Here is a 23538-nt window from a genome sequence, read left to right on the forward strand (position 1 = left end):
TAAAACCTCCACTATTAAATGCTAAGTGTTTAGTATATCGAAGAATGGCGCTTAATTACAGCGGGATGTTACCGTGCTTCTTTTTCGGACGATCCTCATGCTTATTTTTCATCATCTCAAGTCCCTGGATCAGCTTGATTCTCGTTTCTCTCGGGTCAATTACATCATCAACCATTCCTCTTGATGCCGCTACAAAGGGATTGGCGAACTTTTCACGGTATTCTTCAATCTTTTGTGCACGCATGGCTTCAGGATCATCACTATTTGCAATTTCTTTTGCAAAGATAATATTTGCTGCTCCCTGAGGACCCATTACTGCAATCTCAGCATTTGGCCATGCAAACACAAGATCTGCTCCGATTGATTTACTATTAAGCGCAACATATGCTCCGCCGTAGGCTTTACGTAAAATCACAGTCATTTTCGGCACAGTTGCTTCAGAATATGCATATAAAATTTTTGCGCCGTGTCTGATGATTCCACCATGCTCCTGTTTAATACCAGGGAAAAACCCTGTAACATCTTCAAATGTAATAATCGGGATATTGAATGAATCACAAAATCGGATAAACCTTGAAGCTTTATCACTTGAATCGATATCAAGTCCGCCTGCCATCACCTTTGGCTGATTGCAAACCAGGCCGACCGTTTCACCTTTGATTCTTGCAAAACCAACTACAATATTACGTGCGAACTCTTTTTGAACCTCCATAAATGAATCTTTGTCCACAACATGGTCAAGTACTACACGTACATCATAAGGACGAAGCGGATCAAAAGGAATTGCATCTGCCAGGTCCGGTCTGTCATCAGATTCGTCAGGGATATCTTCCACCGGTGGCTGCTCTTCATTGGACTGGGGTAAATAACTGAGCAGCTGTCTGACCTGTTCAAGCGTTTCCTGTTCAGTTTCAGCCCGGAAGTGAGCATTCCCGCTGATTGCATTATGTATTTTTGATCCACCTAAATCTTCTGATGATATTTTTTCACCTGTTACCGTTTCAATTACTTTTGGACCTGTGATAAACATCTGACTCGTTTTGTCGACCATAAAGACAAAATCAGTGATTGCCGGTGAGTAAACAGCCCCACCTGCACACGGTCCCATGATCACTGAAATCTGTGGCATGACACCTGAATAGATGGAATTACGGTAAAAGATCTGTCCATAACCGTCTAACGATACAACGCCTTCCTGAATACGCGCACCGCCAGAATCATTCAATCCGATAAACGGTGCCCTGTTTTTTGCAGCAAGGTCCATAACATTTGCAATTTTTGCTGCGTGCATTTCACCAAGTGCGCCTCCAAAAACAGTGAAATCCTGTGAAAACAGGTAAATTGGACGGCCATTCACTTTTCCATAGCCCGTTACAACTCCGTCTCCCGGTCCTTTTTGAGATTCCATTCCAAAATCGCCGCATCTGTGTTCAATAAAAGGATTTAATTCCACAAATGACCCTTCATCAACCAATAAATCAATTCTTTCACGGGCAGTCAGCTTTCCTTTTTCATGCTGTTTTTCAATTCGCTCATCCCCGCCCCCAAGCTCTATTTCTCTTCTTCTATCATATAACTCATTAATTTTTTCAAACATATCACTCACGATGATCGCCTCCGTCATAAGAATGGTCACAAAGCTCATATAATACTCCGTGTGCCTGCTTAGGATGTAAGAAAGCGACCTGAGCCCCGCCTGCACCGGATTTTGATGTTTCTGAAGTAAATACCAGGCCTTTTGTTTTAAATTCATCCATTCTTTTATCTATGTTTTCTACACCAAACGCGACATGATGGATTCCTTCCCCTTTTTTCTCAATAAATTTAGCAATTGGAGATTCAGCGTTTAACGGCTCAAGCAGTTCAATTTTAATATTACCTGCATCTAAAAAAGCTACTTTAACTCCTTGTGAATCAACTGTTTCCTGCTTTAATAAAGTAAGCGCTAACATTTCAGTGTAAAATGGAAGTGTCTCATTAATTGATTTTACTGCAACACCTATGTGATCTGTTTTTTTCATATGAATGCTCCTTTCAAACGGCTACTTTTCTATTGTAACGATATCAGCTGAAGTTGACCACTACTTGCGTCAGATTAGGGTTCGGTGTACAATTAAACCAATATGCTGTAAAAGGAGCGAATCATTTTGCGCAATCGCAAATTCAGAACTTTTATCGTTTACCTGATGATTTTTGCAATGCTTGCATCAACGCTTGCTATCGGATTATCAATGGTTGTTTTCTAGATATGAATAATTGAATTAAAAGCAGTCCCTCACTAGCTGAGGGACTGCTTTTTAAGTTACTGGCTGCCTTCTTGATGAAGGAATCCCTCTGAATGACTGCTTGATCTGAAGGTATTCTTCCATTTCGCGGATGAACTGAAATAAGGCAGCTCTTGTTTCGAACTCCTCTCTTTCTTTAGGCATCGGCATATTTTCAATTACGAGTTTCATATCGTACAGCTTTTTCAGATATAAAACAGCTGTGTTTCCAGGGTGAATATGTGTACTTAAATCCTCTACAAACTCAGCAATCATTTCTCTTTGTTCAACTTCTGAATTAAGGCTTCGAAGCAGCGAAAGCATTCTTTTAATCAGAACAAATTGTTTTTCCCGCATTGTAAAATATAAATAATATGTATTTTCATTTCGCAGGAAATGATTTTCTACATCCTGAAAGGCAATCGTTTTTCCTTCTTTAATTAAGCTTTCTGTTTCCTTTAGTAAATTTTCATTCCATTCGGTATGGATGTCTCTGAGATAAGATGACATCTGCTCAAAAATTTCTTTGAACTGTTCTTCAAGCTGATTTTGCATCTGTGCCATTTTACTTTCTACACTCGGCATGTACAAATTCATGATCAGTGCGGTAATCACACCAATTGTCAGCAGCATTAATTCGTTCCCTATTAATGACATTGTAATGTTGTTACTCGTATAAAGGTGAAGAATAATAACACTGCTTGTCACAATTCCTTCTTTTATCTTCAGGGCAACTGCAGTCGGAATAAAGAATAAAATTAAAAGTCCTATCATGACAGGGTGAAAAGCAATTCCTTCAAAGAATAAGTAAGAAAACACCATGGCCACAAGACATGCCAAAACTCTACTCCATGAAGCTTTGACTGATTTTCTTTTCGTGTTTTGAATACATAAAATTGTGATAATGCCTGCTGATGCAAAGTTTTCGAGACCGAGTATACTGGCTATCCAAATTGCTGCTGCGGTTCCTGTAGCAGTTTTTATCGTGCGGTACCCTATACGGAACATTGATTTTTCCTTTCTCTATTAAAATGAATGTTGATACATAATAAACCCAAAGTAAATGGATACTTTGGGTAAAATGATATAGGGTATTATAACACTTTTTGAAGAAAGTTTTGGGCTCTTTCTGTCGCGGGTGCATTGAAAAATTCCTTCGGATTAGCCTGCTCCACAAGCATCCCCTCATCCATAAAGATGACACGGTCTGCTACTTCACGTGCAAATCCCATTTCATGTGTCACAATCATCATTGTCATGCCTGTAACAGCAAGTGATTTCATAACATCAAGCACTTCTTTCACCATTTCCGGGTCAAGTGCTGAAGTCGGTTCATCAAACAGCATTACTTTTGGCTCCATAGCAACTGCCCTTGCAATGGCAACCCGCTGTTTTTGACCGCCTGAAAGTCTGTTTGGATACTCTTTCGCCTTATCAGACAGACCCACTTTTGCAAGTAGTTCCTGACCGAGTTTTTCTGCATCAGCCTTATTAACACCTTTAACTTTTAAAGGTGCGTATGTGACATTTTCAAGAACGGTCATGTGCGGAAACAGATGAAAATGCTGAAACACCATACCGACTTCTGATCTCAGCTTTTGCGGATTAAATTTTTTACTCGTCACTTCATCCTGACCGATTACTATTTTACCTGCAGTCGGTTCTTCAAGGAGGTTCAGACATCTCAAAAATGTAGACTTACCAGATCCTGAGGGACCGATGACGACTACAACTTCCCCTTCTTTTATTTCCGCATCTATATTTTTCAACACTTCTAAGTCACCAAATGATTTAAATAATCCTTCAACTTTAATCACTTCTTCTCATTCTCCCTTCAACCCATTTACCGGCAAACGTCAGAACAAGTACCATTAAGTAATAAATGAGCCCGGCAAATAACAGCGGCTCGAGGAACGAAAACTTGTCACTTCCAACGATATAAGCTCTTCTCATAATATCAGTAACACCAATAACTGTCACAATTGCTGATTCTTTTGTCAGCGTGATGAATTCATTCATTAAAGCAGGGAGTATATTTTTCATCGCCTGCGGTAAAATAACATCTTTCATCATCTTATTATAGGGGACACCGAGTGCCATCGCAGCTTCACGCTGGCCTTTATCCACTGCCTGAATCCCTGCACGGATAATTTCAGAAATGTACGCAGCTGAGTTTAGACCAAATGACAAAATAGCAGCAGTATATGCTTCGATCTGAACGCCAAACAGCTGTGGAGATGCATAATAAATAATCATCAGCTGTAAGACGAGAGGAGTTCCTCTGAATATTGAAGTGTAGCCATCTGCAAACCATCTTAAAAATGGAACTCTTCCAATCTTAAATAATGAAAGTATTATTCCTATTGCAAAACCAAGTAACCCTGCGATCAGCACAATCTGAAGTGTAACCCAGATCCCCTGAAGGATATATGGCATTGAAGGAATGATTTGTTCGAAATTCATTTCTATTCCTCCTGAGTATCATATGATAAATATAGTGAAAAACAAAAGAGTGCTTTTTTTGAGCAGCACTCTTTCTGATCAGCTTATTCAGATGCTTCCCCGCCGAACCATTTTTCAGCAAGTTTCTCCAGTTCACCTGACTCTTCCAGTTCAGTCAGTACTTCATTGAATTGATCTGTCCATTCGCTTCCGAGTGGCAGTGCGATTGCAGAGCCTGCAACCTGTTCTTCTACTTCAATTGTTTCACCTGTAAGCTCTTCGCTGTTATTCAGATATCCTTCAGCGACAGTATTTTCTACAATAATTGCATCGAAGCGCTCATTAATTACATCCTGCATTAATTCTGGAATACGGTTTCTTGTTTCAACTGTAATATCCATTTCCTCAGCTAAACCGTCCACATATTCCTGCTGGATCGATCCGAGTTGTACACCTATTGTTTTTCCGTCAAGATCTTCAGGCGTTGAGATATTGCTGCCATCAAGTGAAATAATCATATCCTGTGCTACATAGTATATATCCGTAAATTCTACGTTCTCTTTTCTTTCCTCTGTCGGTGTCATTGCAGCAAGTACAAAATCCACCTGCTCATTTTGCAGTGCAGTAATCAGACCGCTGAACTCCATATCCTGAATTGTAAAATCAAACCCAAGTTCCTCAGCAATCATATTTGCAAGGTCTACGTCATATCCGATAATTTCATCGCCATTTGCAGTATCCACATATTCAAATGGTTTGTAATCTGCTGAGGTTCCCATTATCAGTTGAGGTGTATCTTCTGATGACGCTGATTGTCCTAACTGCTCCTCTTCAGATCCGCATGCTGATAAAATAAGCACTCCTGTCAGTACTGATGTGAATAATGTTTTCTTCATTGCAATTCCCCCGTAAATGAATTTTAATACATCTTTTTGTATAATTATTATGTTTTTATTCTATCAACATTTTTATATCTTGCAATAGTTTTTTATAAAATGAATAAATATAAAATAATTCTGATTTTTCGAATAATATTCTTGTCCATTAAAAGAGCCCTGAGACAGTTGTCTCAGGGCTCACTTTATCACGATTAAACTTCTTTACAATGTACTTCGAAAAGACTTTGCAGATTTGCAATAACAGACATTGGATCATGCCCTTCAATTTCGTGCCTTTCCACCATTGAGATAATTTTACCATCTTTAAGAAGTGCAAACGATGGCGATGAAGGTGGATACCCTTCGAAATAACTTCTGGCTTTTGCTGTTGCATCTTTGTCCTGGCCTGCAAAAACCGTTACAAGGCGGTCAGGACGCTTATCATAATGGATCGCATGAGCTGCTGCCGGACGTGCAATACCGCCTGCACAGCCGCAAACCGAATTTACCATCACAAGAGTCGTACCTTCTTTTTCAAGTGTTTCTTCCACTGCCTCAGGTGTAGTCAGCTGCTCATATCCTGCAGTTTCAATTTCTTCTCTCGCCTGACGGACAACGTCATTCATAAAAATATTAAAATCCATGCTCATATTCCGACTCTCCTTTAAAAGTGATTACAAATTCATCATAGATGACCGGGACATCTTTATCAACTATCTGCAATTCAAAGATAAAATGAAAAAATGTAATAAATCAGGTTTACTTTTTTAAAACGGTGGAATAATAGCTACTAGGATCTAGATTTAACCCCTAAACTCCCTAGATTTCTTTGGCGGCAGAACCCTCTGTCGTCCTTTTTTATTCTTTCGAATTAAATAATATATCTACAGCTTCAGAAGGTGACAACTCATTTTGTCTAACCTTCCCTTCAAGTTTTTTCATCAGTTTATTCTTTTCCGGATTAAAAAAAGTTTCATTCAGCCTGATCTGTACGAGCTGACTCATCCAGTCTACAGCCTGTCTGCTACGCCTCTGGGCGAATTCACCACTTTCTTTTGTTTCATCAATAAATTGATTTATGATATCCCATATTGCTGCAATTCCTTCATTGTATAACGCCGAACATGTATGTGCTCTAGGATTCCACCCTTTTGTTGCCGGAGAAAGGAAACGCAGGATCTGATTATAATCATGCATTGTCTGTATTGCCTGATCCTTATTTGAGCCGTCCGCTTTATTAATAACGATCGCATCGACAAGCTCCATTATCCCTTTTTTCATTCCCTGTAATTCATCCCCGGCCCCGGTTAAAGACAGAAGAAGAAAGAAATCAGTCATGCCTCTGACAATCCCTTCACTCTGCCCTACTCCAACTGTTTCAACCAAAATCAGATCGTAACCCGCCGCTTCACACAATAAAATGGTTTCCCTTGTCATTCTTGCTACACCACCAAGTGTGCCTGATGAAGGTGAAGGTCTGATGAAGACATCAGGATGATGCGCCAGAAACTCCATACGCGTTTTATCACCAAGTATACTGCCCCCTGAGAGCGATGAGCTTGGATCGACTGCGAGGACGGCAATTTTTTTTCCTTTGTTAACTGCTGTTTTACCGAATGCTTCAATCCAAGTGCTTTTTCCTGCTCCAGGTACACCTGTGATACCCACCCGAATACTGTTTCCGGAGTGTGGAAGTAACTTTTGTACAAGTTCATTCGCATTCTTTCTATGATGGATGGCACTGCTCTCAATAAGTGTGATACCTTTTGATAAATACCCCCTGTCCCCGGAAGTAATTTTTTTAGCAAGATCCTGGATATGAATTTTTTCCTGTGCCTTTTTCTTAAAGACTCTTTTTTTATTTGGATTATTCATCCTCAGTTACTTCCTCGTAGCCGAGCCGCTCGTATATTTCTTCAATTACTTTTTCTGCTGCTGCCGGAATCACAGTTCCAGGTCCGAAAATTGCGGAAGCTCCGTTGTTTAACAGGTAAGCATAATCCTGCGAAGGAATGACTCCGCCGATCACAACCATGATGTCTTCCCTTCCCCATTTTTTGAGTTCTTTAATCAGTGCTGGCACAAGCGTTTTATGTCCCGCAGCAAGCGAGCTTACACCGATCACATGAACATCATTTTCAACAGCCTGAGCTGCCGTTTCTTCAGGGGTCTGGAATAAAGGTCCGATATCTACATCAAAACCAAGATCAGCAAACGCAGTGGAAATGACTTTTGCTCCGCGGTCATGTCCGTCCTGTCCCATTTTTGCAATGAGTATACGCGGACGCCTGCCTTCCTGTTCCATAAAGGTGGCTGTCATCTCACGTACATGGTCAATTGCTGCAGAATCAGTATATGCATCACTGTATACGCCACTGACTGATCGGATCACAGCCTGATGTCTGCTGCTCACTTTTTCAATCGCACCAGAAATTTCACCCAGCGTTGCTCTGAATCTGGCAGCTTCAATCGCTTTTTCAAGCAGGTTCGCATCATTTTCTGCAGCTTCAGTGATCGCCTGAAGGGCACTGTTAACAGCAGCCTCATCTCTGCTTTCTCTCATCCGGTTTATTCTTTCGATTTGTCCCTGCCTTACTTTTTCATTGTCGATCGACAGAATATCCATCTCATCTTCCTTGTCCAGCCGGTGACGGTTCACACCGATAATGACCTCTTTACCTGAATCAATTTTAGCTTGTCTTTTGGCAGCAGCTTCTTCAATTCGCATTTTAGGCAATCCTGTTTCAATTGCTTTTGTCATCCCGCCGAGAGATTCGATTTCTTCAATGTGAGCCCACGCTTTTTCCATAATCTGCTGCGTTAAATGCTCAACATAATATGAACCTCCCCATGGATCAATCACATTAGTCATACCTGTTTCTTCCTGCAAATAAAGCTGGGTATTTCTTGCAATTCTTGCAGAGAAATCCGTTGGCAGCGCAATTGCCTCATCCAGTGCATTCGTATGAAGCGACTGCGTATGCCCCATCGCTGCAGCGTGAGCTTCCATCAGTGTCCTCATTACATTGTTATAGGGATCCTGCTCTGTGAGTGACCAGCCGGATGTCTGTGAATGTGTACGGAGCATTAATGATTTAGGATTTTCCGGATTAAACGGTTTAATCAGAGATGCCCACATTTTTCTTGCGGCTCTCATTTTTGCCACTTCCATAAAGTAGTTCATTCCGATTCCCCAGAAAAATGACAACCTCGGTGCAAAACGGTCGATATCAATACCCGCCTTTAATCCGGTTCTTACATACTCCAGGCCGTCTGCAAGTGTATAAGCGAGCTCTACATCAGCAGGCGCTCCAGCCTCCTGAATATGATAGCCCGAAATTGAAATGGAATTAAATTTCGGCATGTTTTGAGCAGTGTAGGAGAATATATCCGCGATGATTCTCATCGACATGTCCGGTGGGTAAATGTATGTGTTTCTTACCATATATTCTTTTAAAATATCATTTTGAATTGTCCCGGACAGCTGCTCGGGTGTGACACCCTGTTCTTCAGCAGCTACAATGTAAAAAGCCATAATCGGAAGCACTGCTCCATTCATTGTCATAGAAACTGACATTTGATCGAGCGGAATACCGTCAAATAATATTTTCATATCCTCAACAGAATCAATTGCAACCCCTGCTTTTCCAACATCCCCGGTTACCCTATCATGATCTGAGTCATATCCCCGGTGAGTAGCAAGATCAAATGCGACTGATAACCCTTTTTGTCCCATCTCAAGGTTTCTCCTGTAAAAAGCATTACTCTCCTCAGCCGTTGAAAAACCGGCATATTGCCTGATCGTCCATGGTCTTGTCGTATACATGGTTGGATAAGGTCCGCGTGTAAAAGGTGCAGTGCCAGGAAACTCCTGTAGACCACCTGATCCTTTCATATCACTCTCAGTATAAAAAGATTTTATTTCAATTTCTTCATTTGTCATAAGCTGTTCATTTTGAATATCAGCAGTATGCTTATAATCAGACCATGTAAATGATTCCTTTTTAAATTCAGGCTTCATGGTGATCTCCTCCAATCCCGGCAAACAATACATCTTCTAAAAATGACACCATATCCATCCCATTAAAAAGGCTTCCGTCAAGACCTTCTGCTTCCCTTTTACCGGCGATAAATATCTTCTGATCCGCCTTTTTTGACTGAATGGCTTCAGCTAAATACTGATCATATGCTGCATCAGAACCACACACAATTAACACATCTGCCTGATCCTGATCATAGTCAGGGACAACACCTGCACCTGCAAAAACGCCTTTGACAAAGTCTGCCCGGGGTTTGTAATCTTTCAATTCTCCTACTGTCAGCAGTCCAATTTTTTTAACAGGATTGTTCTGAACTTTTTGAATTAAAACATCCCAGGCATATCCTGCTGTTTCAGGAATGTTTTCGATACGATTTTTATCTGCAGGTGCATATTTGTTCATTCCAACGAGTGTATGTTTTCTTGTTCTTACTCCCTGGTCACGCTGATCTCGTATTTTTTGAACGTCACTCATAAGCTGATGATAAGCAGAAGTTAACCCGCCACGTTCTTCTAATTCACAGAGTTCACTCCATGATTTTTCAGCAAGTTCTTTCGTCAGATGTTCTATATAATAAGATCCCCCTGAAGGATCAATCACGTTTTGTAAAAACATTTCCTCTTTTAAGATCAGCCCGATATTACGTGCTGCACGGACTGCCTGGCCTGATGACACATTTTTATAGCAATCGTATGGTCTGACATACAAATAATCTGTTCCGCCTAACACAGCAGCAAATGACTCATTCCCGCTTCTGAGCATATTTGTATGCTCATCCTGAGTTAGCTTAGTGAATGGAGATGTTTCTGTACTGATTGTGATAGGCGAATCGACCTGATACTGTTCAGTGAAATGACGCCAGATTGCACGGAATGCTCTCAGCTTTGCAATTTCCAGGAAAAAATTTGACCCAATTCCAAACTCTGCATGCATTTTAGAAATGACTTTTTCAGCACTCCAGCCGGATTTTTCAGCGAGCTGAATCACCCTGTTTGCCTGTGCCAGAATAAAGGCTAGCTCCTGAACGGTATTCCCTCCTTTACGGTGAACCGGTAAACCGGATAGTATAATGGTTTTCAACTCAGGTTGAATCTTATCTATTTCAATGATGTCATTAAACCAGTCTTCATCCAGATCGGGACCACTGCAGGCTTTTCCTATAATTCCACTAATGTCAGCTTTTTGTAAAGCCGAAAGCCATGGTTTTAAGTCTGTGTATGTTATATAAATATGTAATTGATTATCCAGTCCAAGAAAATCTGATGCCTGTTCCGAATTAAATAAAGAAGATGTATGTTCGTTCAGAGCGGCGACTTCTGATCCTCTTATTAATTCTTCCTTTGCAGAACGAATAAGCTCTTCTGCAGACTCACCATTAGCCTGCTGCGCGATCATCCACTGTGCTTTTGATTTCCACCCTCTTGAAATATGTGTATCAGTTATATCAGGGCGGTCAGTATAAAGCGGGTTGACCGTTAAACCTTCCAACAGTTCTATATTCAGGGAATCAACAGGTTTTCCTTTTAACACTTTTTTCACCTGTTCTGTCCATTCATCAAATGATGAAGCCGGAAATTCTGTATCTTTTAATGTCATAAGTGTGCTGCTTGGCAGCTCCCTCCCCCGTTGTAATCGTTTTCAATTCTCTTATGTACAGTATAAAGAAAAGTTGTACAGATGAAAAGAGAGCCGCCAGTTTTACACTGGCGGCTGTTTACATTTAATAAACTGACGTATTTTCAGATGTATTTTCCAAAATTTCTTTGACACGCTGCAGGAATCGTCCGCATACAAGTCCGTCAAGAACACGGTGGTCAAGCGACAGACAGAGATTGACCATATCACGCACCGCAATCATTCCGTTATTCATGACAACAGGTCGCTTTACAATTGACTCAACCTGCAGGATTGCTGCCTGAGGATGATTAATAATGCCCATCGACTGTACAGAACCGAATGAACCTGTATTATTTACTGTAAATGTTCCACCCTGCATTTCCTCAGATTTCAATTTACCTGCACGGACTTTACCGGCAAGCTCGTTGATTTCCCGGCCGATGCCTTTGATCGTCTTTTCATCCGCGTGCTTGATAACAGGAACAAAAAGCGCATCATCTGTGGCTACAGCAATTGAAATGTTAATATCTTTCTTTTGAATAATTTTATCCCCTGCCCACATAGAATTCATTTGAGGGAATTCTTTCAGTGCCTGCGCTACTGCTTTTACAAAGAAAGCAAAATACGTAATATTGAAACCTTCTTTTTGTTTGAAATCACCTTTAATTGAATCACGGTAATGAACGAGATTCGTCACGTCCACTTCCATCATCGTCCATGCGTGAGGCGCTTCGTGCTTGCTCTTTAACATGTTGCTCGCAATTGCTTTTCTAACACCTGTTACCGGTATTTCAATGTCTCCCGGAGCAGATTGTATACTTTGAGCCGGTGCTGAAGGCTTTGTGGCAGGTTCAGCCTTAGTTGCTACAGGAGCAGACTCCTGGACCTGATCTTTAGCTGTTGGCATTTCACCAGAATCAATAATTTTTTGCAGATCTTTTCTTGTGATTCTGCCTTCTTTTCCTGATCCTTCTACTAATGATAAGTCTATTCCGTGTTCCTGTGACATTTTCATTACAGCAGGAGAATATCTTGTATTTGACTTCTTAGGTTCTGATTTTCTGTTCTCAGCAGCAGACTTTTTTTGTTCTGGTGCATCTGAAGGTTTTTCTTCAGGCTGCGTAGACGTTTCTTCAGCTGATCCGCCGCCTTCAACTTCGATCGAACAGATCACTTCACCAACTTCTAATGTATCTCCTTCATTTGCTATCAGTTCTTTGATTACACCAGTATATGAAGATGGTACTTCTGCGTTTACTTTATCTGTATTTACTTCAGCGATTGGATCATATTTGTTTACAGTATCTCCCGGCTGTACAAGCCATTTTTCGATCGTACCTTCTGTAACAGATTCACCAAGCTGAGGCATCGTCATTTTTTCAATACCCAAGGAAATTACCTCCTTTGTTATTTAATATTCAGCAAGTTCTTTCATGGCTTTTTCCACTTTATCCGGATTCACCATAAAGAATTTTTCCATTGTCGGCGCATAAGGCATTGCCGGCACATCAGGACCTGCCAGACGCATGATCGGTGCATCCAGATCAAACAGACAGTTTTCTGCAATGATTGCTGAAACTTCACCCATGATGCTGCCTTCTTTTGTATCTTCAGTTAACAGGAGCACTTTTCCTGTCTTTGAAGCAGCTTCAATGATTGCTTCTTTATCAAGCGGATAAATCGTACGAAGATCAAGTACATGCACGCTGTATCCATCTTCAGCCAGGCGCTCAGCCGCCTGTAGTGCGAAGTGTACACAAAGTCCATAAGTAATCACTGTAATGTCTTCACCTTCACGTTTCACATCTGCTTTACCAATTTCAATTGTGTAATCTTCATCAGGTACTTCACCTTTAATTAGACGATAAGCGCGTTTATGCTCAAAGAACATAACAGGATCGTCATCACGAATCGCTGCTTTCAGAAGCCCTTTAACATCGTGAGGAGTAGATGGCATGACAATTTTCAGACCAGGCTGGTTTGCAAATATAGCTTCAACTGACTGGGAATGGTACAGTGCACCGTGCACTCCGCCGCCATAAGGCGCACGGATCACCATCGGGCAGCTCCAGTCGTTGTTAGAACGATAGCGGATTTTTGCCGCTTCAGAAATGATCTGGTTAACAGCCGGCATAATAAAGTCTGCAAACTGCATTTCAGCGATCGGACGCATTCCGTACATCGCAGCCCCGATTCCTACCCCGGCGATTGCTGATTCAGCCAGTGGTGTATCAATAACACGATTTTCACCAAACTGATCATATAAGCCGTTCGTCGCTTTAAACACGCCACCTTTTTTTCCTACATCTTCACCAAGGACAAACACGCGCTCGTCCCGTTCCATTTCTTCTTTCATTGCTAATGTAACAGCGTCAATATATGACATTACCGGCATCGGTTTATCCTCCCTTATTCTTGTTCTGCGTATACGTATTTTAATGCAGATTCCGGATCAGCGTAAGGCGCCTGTTCTGCATAATCTGTTGCTTCATTGACTTCTTTCATGATTCTGTCATTGATTTGTTTTTCAAGCGCATCATCCATTACGCCATTTTCCTTCAGGTAAGCACCAAAAGTAATAATCGGGTCAAGTGACTTTGCTTTCGCCACTTCATCCGGTGAGCGGTAAGCGCGATCATCATCATCAGATGAGTGGGCAGTTAAACGGTAAGATACAGTTTCAACAAGTGTCGGTCCCTCACCGCGGCGTCCTCTGTCTGCTGCTTCTTTCACAGCTTTATAGACTTCAAGCGGGTCATTCCCATCAACTGTGATTCCCGGCATTCCATATCCGATAGCACGGTCTGAGACATTTTCACATGCAAGCTGTTTTTCAATCGGGACTGAAATTGCGTATTTATTATTTTCGCACATGAAAATAACCGGCAATTTATGTACCCCTGCAAAGTTTGCTCCTTCATGGAAATCACCCTGGTTGGATGAACCTTCACCAAACGTTACAAATGTCACAAGATCTTTTTTCTCCATCTTTCCTGCAAGTGCAAGACCTACAGCATGAGGAACCTGAGTCGTAACAGGTGAAGAACCCGTTACAATGCGTTTTGCTTTATGACCAAAGTGTCCCGGCATCTGACGGCCGCCTGAGTTTGGATCTTCAGCTTTTGCAAATCCTGAAAGCATTAACTCACGAGCAGTCATTCCAAAGTGCAAAACTACACCCATGTCTCTGTAGTATGGCAGTGCAAAGTCTTTTTCCGTATCAAGAGCATACGCAGCACCAACCTGAGCCGCTTCTTGTCCCTGACAAGAGATAACAAAAGGAATCTTACCTGATCGGTTTAATAGCCACATACGCTCATCAATACGTCTGGCCATTAACATCGTTTCATAGATATTCAGTACATCTTCATTAGATAATCCTAATTCTTCATGACGTGATTTTGTCATTGCGTTTTTCGCCTCCTGCATTTAAGAATGAATTGCCCTTCCATCTACTGCTAATGCTGCTTCACCAATTGCTTCACTCAGTGTCGGGTGAGGGTGGATCGTCTGACCGACTTCCCATGGTGTTGCATCAAGTACTTTAGCAAGCCCCGCTTCAGATATCATATCCGTTACGTGAGGGCCGATCATATGAACACCAAGAATATCATTTGAAGCTTGATCAGCAATAATTTTTACAAAGCCGTCTGACGTACCGAAAACGAGTGCTTTTCCAATTGCTTTAAATGGAAACTTCCCGATTTTTACATCGTATCCTTCGTCTTTAGCCTGCTGTTCAGTAAGTCCCACACTTGCTGCTTCAGGACTTGAATAAATACATTTGGACACAAGGCTGTAATCGATCGGATCAACTTCCATATTCGCAATATGTTCAACTGCGTGAACCCCTTCATGTGAAGCAACATGTGCGAGCTGAAGCCCACCGATCACATCACCAATCGCATAAATATGAGACTCCTTAGTCTGAAGCTTATTGTTTACTTTGATAAATCCTTTTTCAACCTGAATATCAGTATTCTCAAGTCCAATACCTTCAGTATTTGCACTTCTGCCTACTGAAACCAGGATTTTTTCTGCTGTATATTCAACCATCTCGCCTTTTACTTCAGCGGATATAGACGTTTCTTCACCTGTTTTAGCACTTTCTGCATCTACTTTTGCGTTCGTTACGATCGTAATCCCTTTTTTCTTAAGCAGCTTTTCCATTTCCTTTGATACATCAGCATCTTCGGTAGGAATAATACGATCCGCATATTCAAGTACCGTCACTTCCACGCCGAAGTCATTCAGCATCGAAGCCCACTCAATGCCAATTACCCCTCCACCAACGATAATCATAGACTTTGGCAGCTCTTCAAGTTCAAGTGTTTCATCTGAGCTTAATACGTACGTACCATCAATCTCAAGACCTGGGAGTGAACGTGGTCTTGACCCTGTAGCGATGATCACGTTTTTAGGAATCAGCATTTCATTATCAGTGCCGTCAGTCATTTCAACCGAGACTGTCCCAGGCATTGGGGAGAAAATTGAAGGTCCTAGAATTCTTCCGAAGCCGTCAAAAACATCAATCTTACCCTGCTTCATCAGGTGCTGGACACCTTTGTGCAGCTGGTCAACAATTGACTGCTTACGCTCTTGGACTTTCGTGAAATTCAGGACCGCTTCACTGATCTCCACTCCGAATTCATCTGCATTTTTAGCTGTCGCATATACTTCTGCACTTCTTAAAAGTGCTTTACTCGGAATACATCCACGGTGCAGACACGTTCCACCAATCTTCCCTTTTTCTACAATCGCTGTTTTTAATCCCAGCTGAGAAGCTCTAATTGCGGCTACGTAACCGCCAGTGCCTCCGCCAAGTATGACGAGATCGTATTCTTCTGCCATGTTAAAGCCTCCTAATCTGCTGAATAAACTTTCGCAGTTTCTTCGTTTCTGAGTACTCTGAGAGCACCTTCTGCAAGTGCCTGAAGCTCATTTTCTCCAGGCTGGACGATTACATCTGCAATCCAGTCCACCCGTTCACTGATCAGACCTACAAATTCCTTACCGTAAGCAAGACCACCTGTTAAAATAATTGCATCTGCTTTACCTTTTATCACTGCAGACGCCGCACCAATTTCTTTTGCGACCTGATAAGCCATTGCTTCATAAACCTGTTTAGCTTTTTTATCTCCATTTTGAATCATCTGTTCTACTTTTACAGCATCATTGGTACCAAGGTATCCGACAAGCCCACCCTGTCCAACAAGCATTTTCATAATTTCATCTCTGTAATAATCACCTGAAAAACAGAGTTCCACCAAGTCTCCAGCCGGTACGGTTCCTGCCCGCTCCGGACTGAATGGTCCATCCCCGTGCAGTCCGTTATTTACATCAATCACCCTGCCATTATGATGTACCCCGACAGTAATACCTCCGCCCATGTGCGTTACAATAAAAGTTGATTCACTGTAAGGCTTGCCGAGCTCTTTAGCAACACGTCGTGCAACTGCTTTTTGATTCAGCGCATGAAAAATACTTTTACGTTCGACTAAAGAAAAGCCTGAAACCCGTGCAGTTTCAGATAACTCATCCACTACGACCGGATCGACAATAAATGAAGGAATATTAAGTCCCTGTGCAATCTCATAGGCAATAATACCACCCAGATTTGAAGCGTGCTGACCTGAATACCCCTGTCTCAGATCCTTTAGCATAGCATCATTCACACTGTACGTTCCGCCTTCGATCGGTCTTAAAAGTCCACCTCTGCCGCAGACCGCATCGAGCCTTGATACATTCATTCCTTCATCATCAAGCGCCTCAAGAATCGTTTTCTTTCTGAACTGATACTGATCAATAATTTTTTCGAATTGATCAATTTCAGCCGTTTCATGACGAATCGTTTTTTCTAAAATCGCAGTTTCACTGTCAAAGACTCCAATTTTGGTTGAAGTTGATCCAGGATTAATGACTAAAATTCTGTAATGTTGCTCCTGCACGCTATTCCCTCCATACTTACAAACCAATGCATTAAAACATCAGGTGCATCAGCATATTCAGTTATTATCTTCTGCTTAAAATATTGTGTTCGCTGCGCAAAAACTGGCTTCTTGATTTCGCCATGCTTGCAATACGCTCCTCTGCCATCCGGTCAGCGGCAAGGTAGCTTGGCACACCGTCGCGCTTAGCGATTTCAAATACGCGCGCTACATTATCATATACCTTTTCAACGTTTTTCATTGCACGCTCACGGTTGTAGCCATATAATTCGTCAGCTACGTTGATTACGCCTCCAGCGTTAATAACATAGTCAGGTGCATATACGATTCCGCGCTCATGCAGAATATCACCATGTCTTGTTTCTTTCAGCTGGTTATTAGCAGCACCCGCAATAACGTCCGCCTTTAGTACCTCGAGCGTATTGTCATTGATAATCGCTCCAAGTGCACATGGTGCTAAGATATCACAGTCAACTCCATAAATTTCATTTGGTTCAACAGCTTTCGCACCAAATTCATCTACTGCACGCTGAACGGATTCTTTGTTTATATCTGTTACGATCAGGTTTGCCCCTTCTTCATGTAAGTGGCGGCAAAGAGTGAATGCTACGTTCCCAACACCCTGAACAGCAATTGTTTTGCCTTCAAGAGAGTCGCTGCCATAAGCTTCTTTAGCTGCAGCTTTAATTCCGCGGTATACGCCGTAGGCAGTTACCGGTGATGGATTACCTGATGAGCCGAACGCAGGTGAGATACCTGTTACATAATCAGTTTCTTCATGAATCAGATCCATATCCTTTACAGTCGTTCCAACATCCTCAGCTGTAATATAACGACCTGCAAGACCCTGAATATAGCGGCCAAATGCGCGGAACATTTCATCATTTTTATCCTTTAGCGGATCTCCGATAATAACTGTTTTTCCGCCGCCGAGGTTAAGTCCTGCTGCAGCGTTTTTATATGTCATACCCTTTGCAAGACGGAGTGCATCTTCAATCGCATCTTCTTCTGAATCATATGTCCACATTCTTGTACCGCCCAGTGCTGGTCCAAGTGTCGTATCATGAATTGCAATAATTGCTTTTAGCCCTGAATTTTTGTCCTGGCAAAATACCAGCTGTTCATAATCATATTTCTCCATATAAGTAAATAGTTCCATCGTTAATGCCCCCTAATTAATATGATGTGCAAATTGCCAGTGCTAGTGAGTGCAATTTACTTTCTGCTGAGTCAGCTCTGGAAGTTAATACAATCGGTGCTTTTGCACCAGAGATGACTGCACCTACTTTACTATTACCAAAATACATGAGTGATTTATATAAAATATTACCTGCTTCAATTGATGGTACAAGTAGAATATCCGCTTTCCCGGCTGCGGGACCCGTTATTCCTTTATGTCCCGCGGCAGTTTCTGAGACTGCATTATCGAGTGCAAGTGGTCCATCTACGACACAACCCGTTATCTGACCTCTCCGGTTCATCTGTGTTAACGCAGCTGCATCGAGCGTTGCCTGCATGGCAGGATTAATGGTTTCAACCGCAGCAAGCGGTGCCACAGACGGATTTTTAACACCTGCTCCATGGGCAATCCTTACTGCATTTTGGATGATTTGAACTTTTTGAGTCAGGTCAGGTGAAATATTCATCGCAGCATCAGTCACAAAAATACTTCTTTCTATAGATGGCACTTCAAACAGTGCCACATGTGATAATACATTACCTGTTCTCAGGCCGACTTCTTTGTTCAAAACAGACTTCAGTAAAACAGCTGTTTCGACATGCCCTTTCATTAATACACCTGCAGCTCCTGAACTGACAAGTTTAACAGCCTCAAGTGCAGCAGACTGTGGATTACTTGCATGAAGAATCCTTACAATGCTCTGATCCAGTGCAGGAAAGGATTCATGAATCAACTTTTTGATCTTTTCCTCGTCACCTACAAGGATGAAGTCTGCCAGTTTTTTTTCTACAGCCATATCAACTGCTTTTAATACTTCATAATCTTCAGCTGATGCTACCGCAACTGTAGCTCCTGCTGTTGATTCTGCTTTTATGATGATGTCATCAAAACGAACCAAACTATCCACTCCTTTCAGTATCCACCTGATACTTCTCAATTTTGTAGTATAAATTTCTAATTGAAATATCAAGTTCTTTTGCAGTAGCGGTTTTATTTCCGTTATGCTTTCTTAACGTTTGTTCTATGATTTCTTTCTCAACGGTCTCCAGCTGTTCAGCTAAAGGACCATTCATTTCACGTTTAAATGTCTGTTCACTCTGCAAAGGGATCAGATGCTTTTGTTCAATGAGCTCTTCTTTTTGATCCATAAAGATCATCGCTCTGCTCAGCACATTTTCAAGCTCTCTTACGTTACCCGGCCACTCATGGCCTGTTAACTGTTCAAGTGCAGATTTTGAAATGCCTTTTACCGTTCTTCCAAACGACTGATTCAGCTTCATAATTAACCGGTCACAGATAACAGGTATATCCTGTTTATGCGTTCTGAGAGGCGGCAGCTGTAGAGTTAACCGTGATAAGTAATAATACAGCTCTTCTGAAAATTGACCTTTTGCAATGGCTCTTTCCAGGTTGATATGAGATGCGGTAATGACTCTCGCTTTGAACGTGATCATTTCATCGATTCCCTGCTTTTTCACCTGTCTGGACTTTAACGCTTCTAACAGCTTGTTCTGTGCTTCAAGACTCAGTTCACCGATTTCATCAAGAAATACAGTCCCTTCACCAGCCTGAGCCAACAAACCTTCAGTAGAATCAGTACCAAAAAGGGTATTCAGCAGAAATGCAGCCGGCATACTTCCGCAGTTAACTCTGTGAAAAGAATTATACTTACGGTCACTGCCATTATGGATTGCATTTGCAAATAATTCTTTCCCGCTCCCCTGTTCACCGCGCAGCAAAACAGTCGTATGGGTCTTTGATGCAACCTTTGCCTGCTCTGTCACAAGTAAGATCTCATCGGAATTCCCGAGTATATCCTCAAAAGTATATTTCGCTTCAAGTGACCGGATAATTCTTCTTGCGCGATCCAGCTCTGAAGTCAGCTGATGGATTTCAGACAAATCATGAATGACACCCACACTTCCTTTCAGCAGGCCATTCACTATAATCGGTGCAACATTTACCGCAACTTCTTTTCTGTTTGGTCCAACTACCATCTTCACTCCGCGCACAGGGCGCCTTGTTTTCAGAACCTGCATATGCATACTTTCTCCCTCGAAAATATCCGCTTCTGCAGGCTGGCTGATGACTTCAGACTCTGTAAGTCCGGTTAAACGGGTATATGCCGGGTTAATCATCAATCCACGGCCCTGTTCATCTACAACAGAGATCGCATCATCACTTGATTGAATAATGGCTTCTAACATGGTCTGGATTTCTTTCAGGTTCGTCATTTCCTCAGCCAGATTAACGACTTCAGTAATATCCTTGAAAACGGCAAATGCCCCGATTACCTCTCCAGTTTCATTCACCATTGGTATCCTGGTTGTAACGACTTTCATGCCATTATCAAGCATGAGTTCCTGATTATTTTCGGCTCGACCAGTTTCGATAATTCTCGGCAGTCCGCTCAGCGGCACAACCTGATAGATCGACTGATGCAATGCTTTGTCTTTATCAATCCCGATCATTTCTGCTGCTCTGTCATTAAATAAAATGATTCTGTGATCACAATCAATTCCAATCATGCCATCATGAGTCGAATTCATTGCCAGTTCTCTTATGTAAGAGTCATGTTCAAGGTGAGAAATGAGCGATTCTTTTTCAGTTAACAGTTGATAAACCAGAGAAGCAACACTTCCGGGAACTAAAACCGTCTTTCGTGACCTGGCCTCCCGCAGCTGGTTAAAAGTTTCCTGATCACCTGTAACATCGATAATAATATCCGTCTGATCACTTAAATACTTTTTCCAGTCCTGTCCGGTTTCAATATTCATTGATTGTGCCAAAGTAAGACCCGGTGCCTGCGGATCATGGTCGACCACTGCATACACCTGAAAAGCATCACTTTCAGCCATCACTTGCAGCAAGGCGACACCTCCGCGCCCAGCTCCAACAATCAGCACTTTTTGCAATATATTTCATCCTTCCTTCAATATCACGCAATATCTTGCAACCTCCTCATTGTACATGAAAGCCCTTTCCTTGACAATGTTTTTTATACATAGCATAGTTTGTACATAATGATTGTTTTAAGGAGTTAGAATATGGCACGTATGATCGCTTTAATCATCCTGTTAATCCCAGGTGTAATAGCCGCTTACGGGATTAAATTAATGAGGGATATGTTTTTTGGACTTCAGGTTTCATGGCTTCCTTCATTAGCACTTCAATTCTTTATAGGTTTAGTTATGTTTCTTGCAGGTTTAAGCTTTATTGGAGGATTCCTATTGCATAGAGACCGTAAGAAAAACAAAGTTCAGCAGCGTTTCGTTAAAAAAAAGCAGTGACTGCCGCTCAAGGCACTCACTGTTTTTCTTTTAGTATTTTTTCGGCAAGTTCCGGATTGTCTGTAATGACTCCGGCAAGACCGGCATTTATCCATTTGCTGATGATGGCAGGTTTGTTTAGCGTATACAATCTAACAGGGATTCCATTCTGCTGACAGTCTTTCATCAAACTTTCAGTCATAACACGATGATTTGCATGAATCGCATCAGCTCGTGTTGATCTAACGAGCAAAAGAGGATTGATTCCTTTTTTTGAAAATAACGCTGCTACTTCAGATGTGGTCACTTTTTTAAGCTTTTTCACACTGACATGGTTAAAGGTAGAATAAATCACTCTGTCTTCCAGACCATATTCTGCAACTTTTTGCACAACCGCCTCTTCCTGACCTTCATAATAGATCTTATCATTTTTAAGTTCGATATTGATGATCAGATCCGTTTTCGCTGCCCACTCTAGTACCTCATCAAGGATCGGTATTTTTTCATTTTTAAACCATTTTCTTTTTATTGAAAGTTTTTTCAGTTCTTTCTTTGTTAAATCTTTCACATAACCTCTTCCATTAGTCGTCCTATTAACAGTTTCATCATGAATCACGACAAGATAGCCGTCCCTCGACATATGCAGATCCAGTTCAATTCCATAGCAGCCGGTTTTCTCAGCTTTCTTAAAGGCAAGCATCGTATTTTCAGGATAGTTCAGCGAGCTTCCTCTATGGGCAAATACCTTTGACACGTTTATCACATCCAGACAAATCATTGATTTGATAGGCTATGTTAAAGTTGGCTGTTGATTGCAGCGAGAGGGGACACTTTCCATGCCCGTGCGGTGAGCCCTCAGGCTCCGCCATGGCCTCACCTGTCCCTTCCTGCCGAGCAGCCCCTTAAGCTCAATCACCAGCTGTGCAAAAACAACACTAATTTTTAACATAGCTATTTTATAAAAAAAACGCCAGTTTAAATACTGGCGTCCCGAATGATTATTTCAACTTGCTTTATGCTCGAGTCTCAATTTATCAGCAACCATTGCAATAAACTCGCTGTTTGTAGGTTTTGACTTTACTGCAGAGACCGTATAACCGAACATATTTGTAATGGCATCGACATTTCCGCGATTCCACGCCACTTCAATTGCATGCCTGATGGCTCTTTCGACGCGGGATGAAGTTGTATTAAATTTCTTTGCAATATCAGGATACAGTATTTTTGTAATTGATCCGAGAAGCTCAATATCATGGTACACCATTGAAATCGCTTCTCTCAAGTACATGTACCCTTTTATGTGAGCAGGTACACCTATCTCATGAATCACACTCGTAATACTGGCATCGAGGTTAGGCTTTTTATTTTTCTCCCGCTTTGTACTGCTGATTACGGGGCGGTCTTTTTTCCCCATCACCTGGCGGATGACCTGAAGCAGATTGTCCATGTCGAACGGTTTCAGAATAAAATATGAGGCGCCAAGCTCAAGCGCTTTGCTTGTAACATCCTCCTGACCAAAAGCAGTCAGCATAATCACGTGGGGATTTTTCTCGAGATCCAGTTCTTTCATTTTTTCAAGCGCATTCAGCCCATCAATATGAGGCATAATGATATCGAGTAGACATACATCCACAGGTGTATCTTCAATTATATCCAGAAATTCCTGTCCATTAAATGCAGTGCCTGTAACCTCCATATCAGGCTGGCTGTTAATAAATGTTTCTAACGTTGATACTAACTCCCGATTATCATCAATAATACAAACCTTCATCTTACTCACTAAAATTCCTCCCCATCATGATTTCTCACTCGATATATTCGACATGTGGAATTAATTCCATTTTCATTGTAAAACTTTTTTTAAAAATTAACAAGGTTTCTTTTAAATACTCACGAATGC

The 23538-nt window shown here is 41.6% G+C and carries 22 protein-coding genes; 2 read left to right on the forward strand and 20 right to left on the reverse strand.

Annotated elements, in window-relative coordinates; translation table 11 throughout:
- Nucleotides 1–55: 55 nt before the first annotated feature.
- Both LG330_RS10700 and mce read right to left on the reverse strand, forming a co-directional pair.
- Nucleotides 56–1606, reverse strand: coding sequence for an acyl-CoA carboxylase subunit beta (locus LG330_RS10700; protein ID WP_404403666.1), 1551 nt, complete (start codon nt 1604–1606; stop codon nt 56–58).
- Entirely contained in the window at nt 1599–2021 is a 423-nt protein-coding gene (gene mce / locus LG330_RS10705; RefSeq protein WP_404403668.1) for a methylmalonyl-CoA epimerase, read from the reverse strand. Before mce ends, LG330_RS10700 begins: the two co-directional genes overlap by 8 nt.
- Before the next feature lie 126 nt (nt 2022–2147).
- Here mce and prli42 point away from each other — a divergent pair, with 126 nt between their 5' ends.
- The gene (gene prli42, locus LG330_RS10710; RefSeq protein ID WP_152614722.1) at nt 2148–2246 is read left to right on the forward strand and encodes a stressosome-associated protein Prli42; all 99 of its coding nucleotides are present in this window, start codon (nt 2148–2150) and stop codon (nt 2244–2246) included.
- A 51-nt stretch (nt 2247–2297) separates the two neighbouring features.
- On the opposite strand, the gene LG330_RS10715 is transcribed toward prli42, so the two are convergent.
- The 16 genes from LG330_RS10715 to LG330_RS10790 form a co-directional block, all read right to left on the reverse strand.
- The gene (locus LG330_RS10715; protein WP_404403670.1) at nt 2298–3272 is read right to left on the reverse strand and encodes an aromatic acid exporter family protein; all 975 of its coding nucleotides are present in this window, start codon (nt 3270–3272) and stop codon (nt 2298–2300) included.
- A gap of 86 nt (nt 3273–3358) precedes the next feature.
- Complete coding sequence (locus LG330_RS10720; protein ID WP_404403672.1) at nt 3359–4081, reverse strand: amino acid ABC transporter ATP-binding protein; 723 nt, start codon at nt 4079–4081, stop codon at nt 3359–3361.
- A complete protein-coding gene (locus LG330_RS10725) occupies nt 4074–4727 on the reverse strand; it encodes an amino acid ABC transporter permease (RefSeq protein WP_404403674.1) in 654 nt (217 codons plus the stop codon). Before LG330_RS10725 ends, LG330_RS10720 begins: the two co-directional genes overlap by 8 nt.
- Before the next feature lie 83 nt (nt 4728–4810).
- Nucleotides 4811–5602: a transporter substrate-binding domain-containing protein gene (locus LG330_RS10730; protein WP_404403676.1), complete on the reverse strand. Its 792-nt coding sequence runs from the start codon at nt 5600–5602 to the stop codon at nt 4811–4813.
- Nucleotides 5603–5796: 194 nt separating this feature from the next.
- On the reverse strand, nt 5797–6234 hold the full coding sequence (locus LG330_RS10735; RefSeq protein ID WP_404403678.1) for a BrxA/BrxB family bacilliredoxin: 438 nt from the start codon (nt 6232–6234) through the stop codon (nt 5797–5799).
- A gap of 208 nt (nt 6235–6442) precedes the next feature.
- Complete coding sequence (gene meaB, locus LG330_RS10740) at nt 6443–7459, reverse strand: methylmalonyl Co-A mutase-associated GTPase MeaB (protein ID WP_404403680.1); 1017 nt, start codon at nt 7457–7459, stop codon at nt 6443–6445.
- Entirely contained in the window at nt 7452–9605 is a 2154-nt protein-coding gene (gene scpA / locus LG330_RS10745; protein ID WP_404403682.1) for a methylmalonyl-CoA mutase, read from the reverse strand. Before scpA ends, meaB begins: the two co-directional genes overlap by 8 nt.
- The gene (locus tag LG330_RS10750; RefSeq protein WP_404403684.1) at nt 9595–11220 is read right to left on the reverse strand and encodes a methylmalonyl-CoA mutase family protein; all 1626 of its coding nucleotides are present in this window, start codon (nt 11218–11220) and stop codon (nt 9595–9597) included. The genes scpA and LG330_RS10750 overlap by 11 nt, the downstream gene beginning before the upstream one ends.
- Before the next feature lie 124 nt (nt 11221–11344).
- Nucleotides 11345–12616 carry a dihydrolipoamide acetyltransferase family protein gene (locus tag LG330_RS10755; RefSeq protein WP_404409568.1) on the reverse strand — a complete coding sequence of 424 codons (1272 nt, stop codon included), beginning with the start codon at nt 12614–12616 and terminating at the stop codon, nt 11345–11347.
- A gap of 36 nt (nt 12617–12652) precedes the next feature.
- Complete coding sequence (locus LG330_RS10760; protein ID WP_404403686.1) at nt 12653–13636, reverse strand: alpha-ketoacid dehydrogenase subunit beta; 984 nt, start codon at nt 13634–13636, stop codon at nt 12653–12655.
- Between the two features lie 14 nt (nt 13637–13650).
- Nucleotides 13651–14649, reverse strand: a complete 999-nt coding sequence (locus LG330_RS10765; RefSeq protein WP_404403688.1) for a thiamine pyrophosphate-dependent dehydrogenase E1 component subunit alpha — start codon at nt 14647–14649, stop codon at nt 13651–13653.
- 21 nt (nt 14650–14670) lie between these two features.
- Nucleotides 14671–16092: a dihydrolipoyl dehydrogenase gene (lpdA, locus tag LG330_RS10770; RefSeq protein WP_404403690.1), complete on the reverse strand. Its 1422-nt coding sequence runs from the start codon at nt 16090–16092 to the stop codon at nt 14671–14673.
- A gap of 11 nt (nt 16093–16103) precedes the next feature.
- Nucleotides 16104–17189, reverse strand: coding sequence for a butyrate kinase (gene buk / locus LG330_RS10775; RefSeq protein ID WP_404403692.1), 1086 nt, complete (start codon nt 17187–17189; stop codon nt 16104–16106).
- Nucleotides 17190–17253: 64 nt separating this feature from the next.
- Nucleotides 17254–18348, reverse strand: a complete 1095-nt coding sequence (gene bcd / locus LG330_RS10780) for a branched-chain amino acid dehydrogenase (RefSeq protein WP_404403694.1) — start codon at nt 18346–18348, stop codon at nt 17254–17256.
- 16 nt (nt 18349–18364) lie between these two features.
- On the reverse strand, nt 18365–19267 hold the full coding sequence (gene yqiS / locus LG330_RS10785; protein ID WP_404403696.1) for a phosphate butyryltransferase: 903 nt from the start codon (nt 19265–19267) through the stop codon (nt 18365–18367).
- 1 nt (nt 19268) lies between these two features.
- Nucleotides 19269–21284, reverse strand: a complete 2016-nt coding sequence (locus LG330_RS10790; RefSeq protein ID WP_404403698.1) for a sigma 54-interacting transcriptional regulator — start codon at nt 21282–21284, stop codon at nt 19269–19271.
- 132 nt (nt 21285–21416) lie between these two features.
- On the opposite strand from LG330_RS10790, the gene LG330_RS10795 reads away from it, so the two are divergent.
- Nucleotides 21417–21659, forward strand: a complete 243-nt coding sequence (locus tag LG330_RS10795; protein ID WP_404403700.1) for a DUF2627 domain-containing protein — start codon at nt 21417–21419, stop codon at nt 21657–21659.
- A 16-nt stretch (nt 21660–21675) separates the two neighbouring features.
- Here the strand turns inward: LG330_RS10795 and LG330_RS10800 are convergent, their stop codons facing one another.
- Nucleotides 21676–22392 carry a glycerophosphodiester phosphodiesterase gene (locus tag LG330_RS10800; RefSeq protein WP_404403702.1) on the reverse strand — a complete coding sequence of 239 codons (717 nt, stop codon included), beginning with the start codon at nt 22390–22392 and terminating at the stop codon, nt 21676–21678.
- A gap of 249 nt (nt 22393–22641) precedes the next feature.
- On the reverse strand, nt 22642–23409 hold the full coding sequence (spo0A, locus tag LG330_RS10805; RefSeq protein ID WP_404409570.1) for a sporulation transcription factor Spo0A: 768 nt from the start codon (nt 23407–23409) through the stop codon (nt 22642–22644).
- Between the last annotated feature and the right edge of the window lie 129 nt (nt 23410–23538).

The organism is Jeotgalibacillus malaysiensis, assembly GCF_044789845.1.
GTDB classification, from domain to species: Bacteria; Bacillota; Bacilli; order Bacillales; family Jeotgalibacillaceae; genus Jeotgalibacillus; species Jeotgalibacillus malaysiensis_A.

Coding starts and splice junctions, on each gene's coding strand:
- LG330_RS10795 (WP_404403700.1), top strand. CDS start 21,417: ATGGCACGTATGATCGCTTTAATCATCCTGTTAATCCCAGGTGTAATA.
- lpdA (WP_404403690.1), bottom strand. CDS start 16,092: ATGGCAGAAGAATACGATCTCGTCATACTTGGCGGAGGCACTGGCGGT.
- scpA (WP_404403682.1), bottom strand. CDS start 9,605: ATGAAGCCTGAATTTAAAAAGGAATCATTTACATGGTCTGATTATAAG.
- mce (WP_404403668.1), bottom strand. CDS start 2,021: ATGAAAAAAACAGATCACATAGGTGTTGCAGTAAAATCAATTAATGAG.
- meaB (WP_404403680.1), bottom strand. CDS start 7,459: ATGAATAATCCAAATAAAAAAAGAGTCTTTAAGAAAAAGGCACAGGAA.
- LG330_RS10750 (WP_404403684.1), bottom strand. CDS start 11,220: ATGACATTAAAAGATACAGAATTTCCGGCTTCATCATTTGATGAATGG.
- LG330_RS10730 (WP_404403676.1), bottom strand. CDS start 5,602: ATGAAGAAAACATTATTCACATCAGTACTGACAGGAGTGCTTATTTTA.
- LG330_RS10765 (WP_404403688.1), bottom strand. CDS start 14,649: ATGACAAAATCACGTCATGAAGAATTAGGATTATCTAATGAAGATGTA.
- LG330_RS10725 (WP_404403674.1), bottom strand. CDS start 4,727: ATGAATTTCGAACAAATCATTCCTTCAATGCCATATATCCTTCAGGGG.
- LG330_RS10715 (WP_404403670.1), bottom strand. CDS start 3,272: ATGTTCCGTATAGGGTACCGCACGATAAAAACTGCTACAGGAACCGCA.
- spo0A (WP_404409570.1), bottom strand. CDS start 23,409: ATGAAGGTTTGTATTATTGATGATAATCGGGAGTTAGTATCAACGTTA.
- LG330_RS10755 (WP_404409568.1), bottom strand. CDS start 12,616: ATGACGATGCCTCAGCTTGGTGAATCTGTTACAGAAGGTACGATCGAA.
- LG330_RS10760 (WP_404403686.1), bottom strand. CDS start 13,636: ATGCCGGTAATGTCATATATTGACGCTGTTACATTAGCAATGAAAGAA.
- bcd (WP_404403694.1), bottom strand. CDS start 18,348: ATGGAACTATTTACTTATATGGAGAAATATGATTATGAACAGCTGGTA.
- LG330_RS10735 (WP_404403678.1), bottom strand. CDS start 6,234: ATGAGCATGGATTTTAATATTTTTATGAATGACGTTGTCCGTCAGGCG.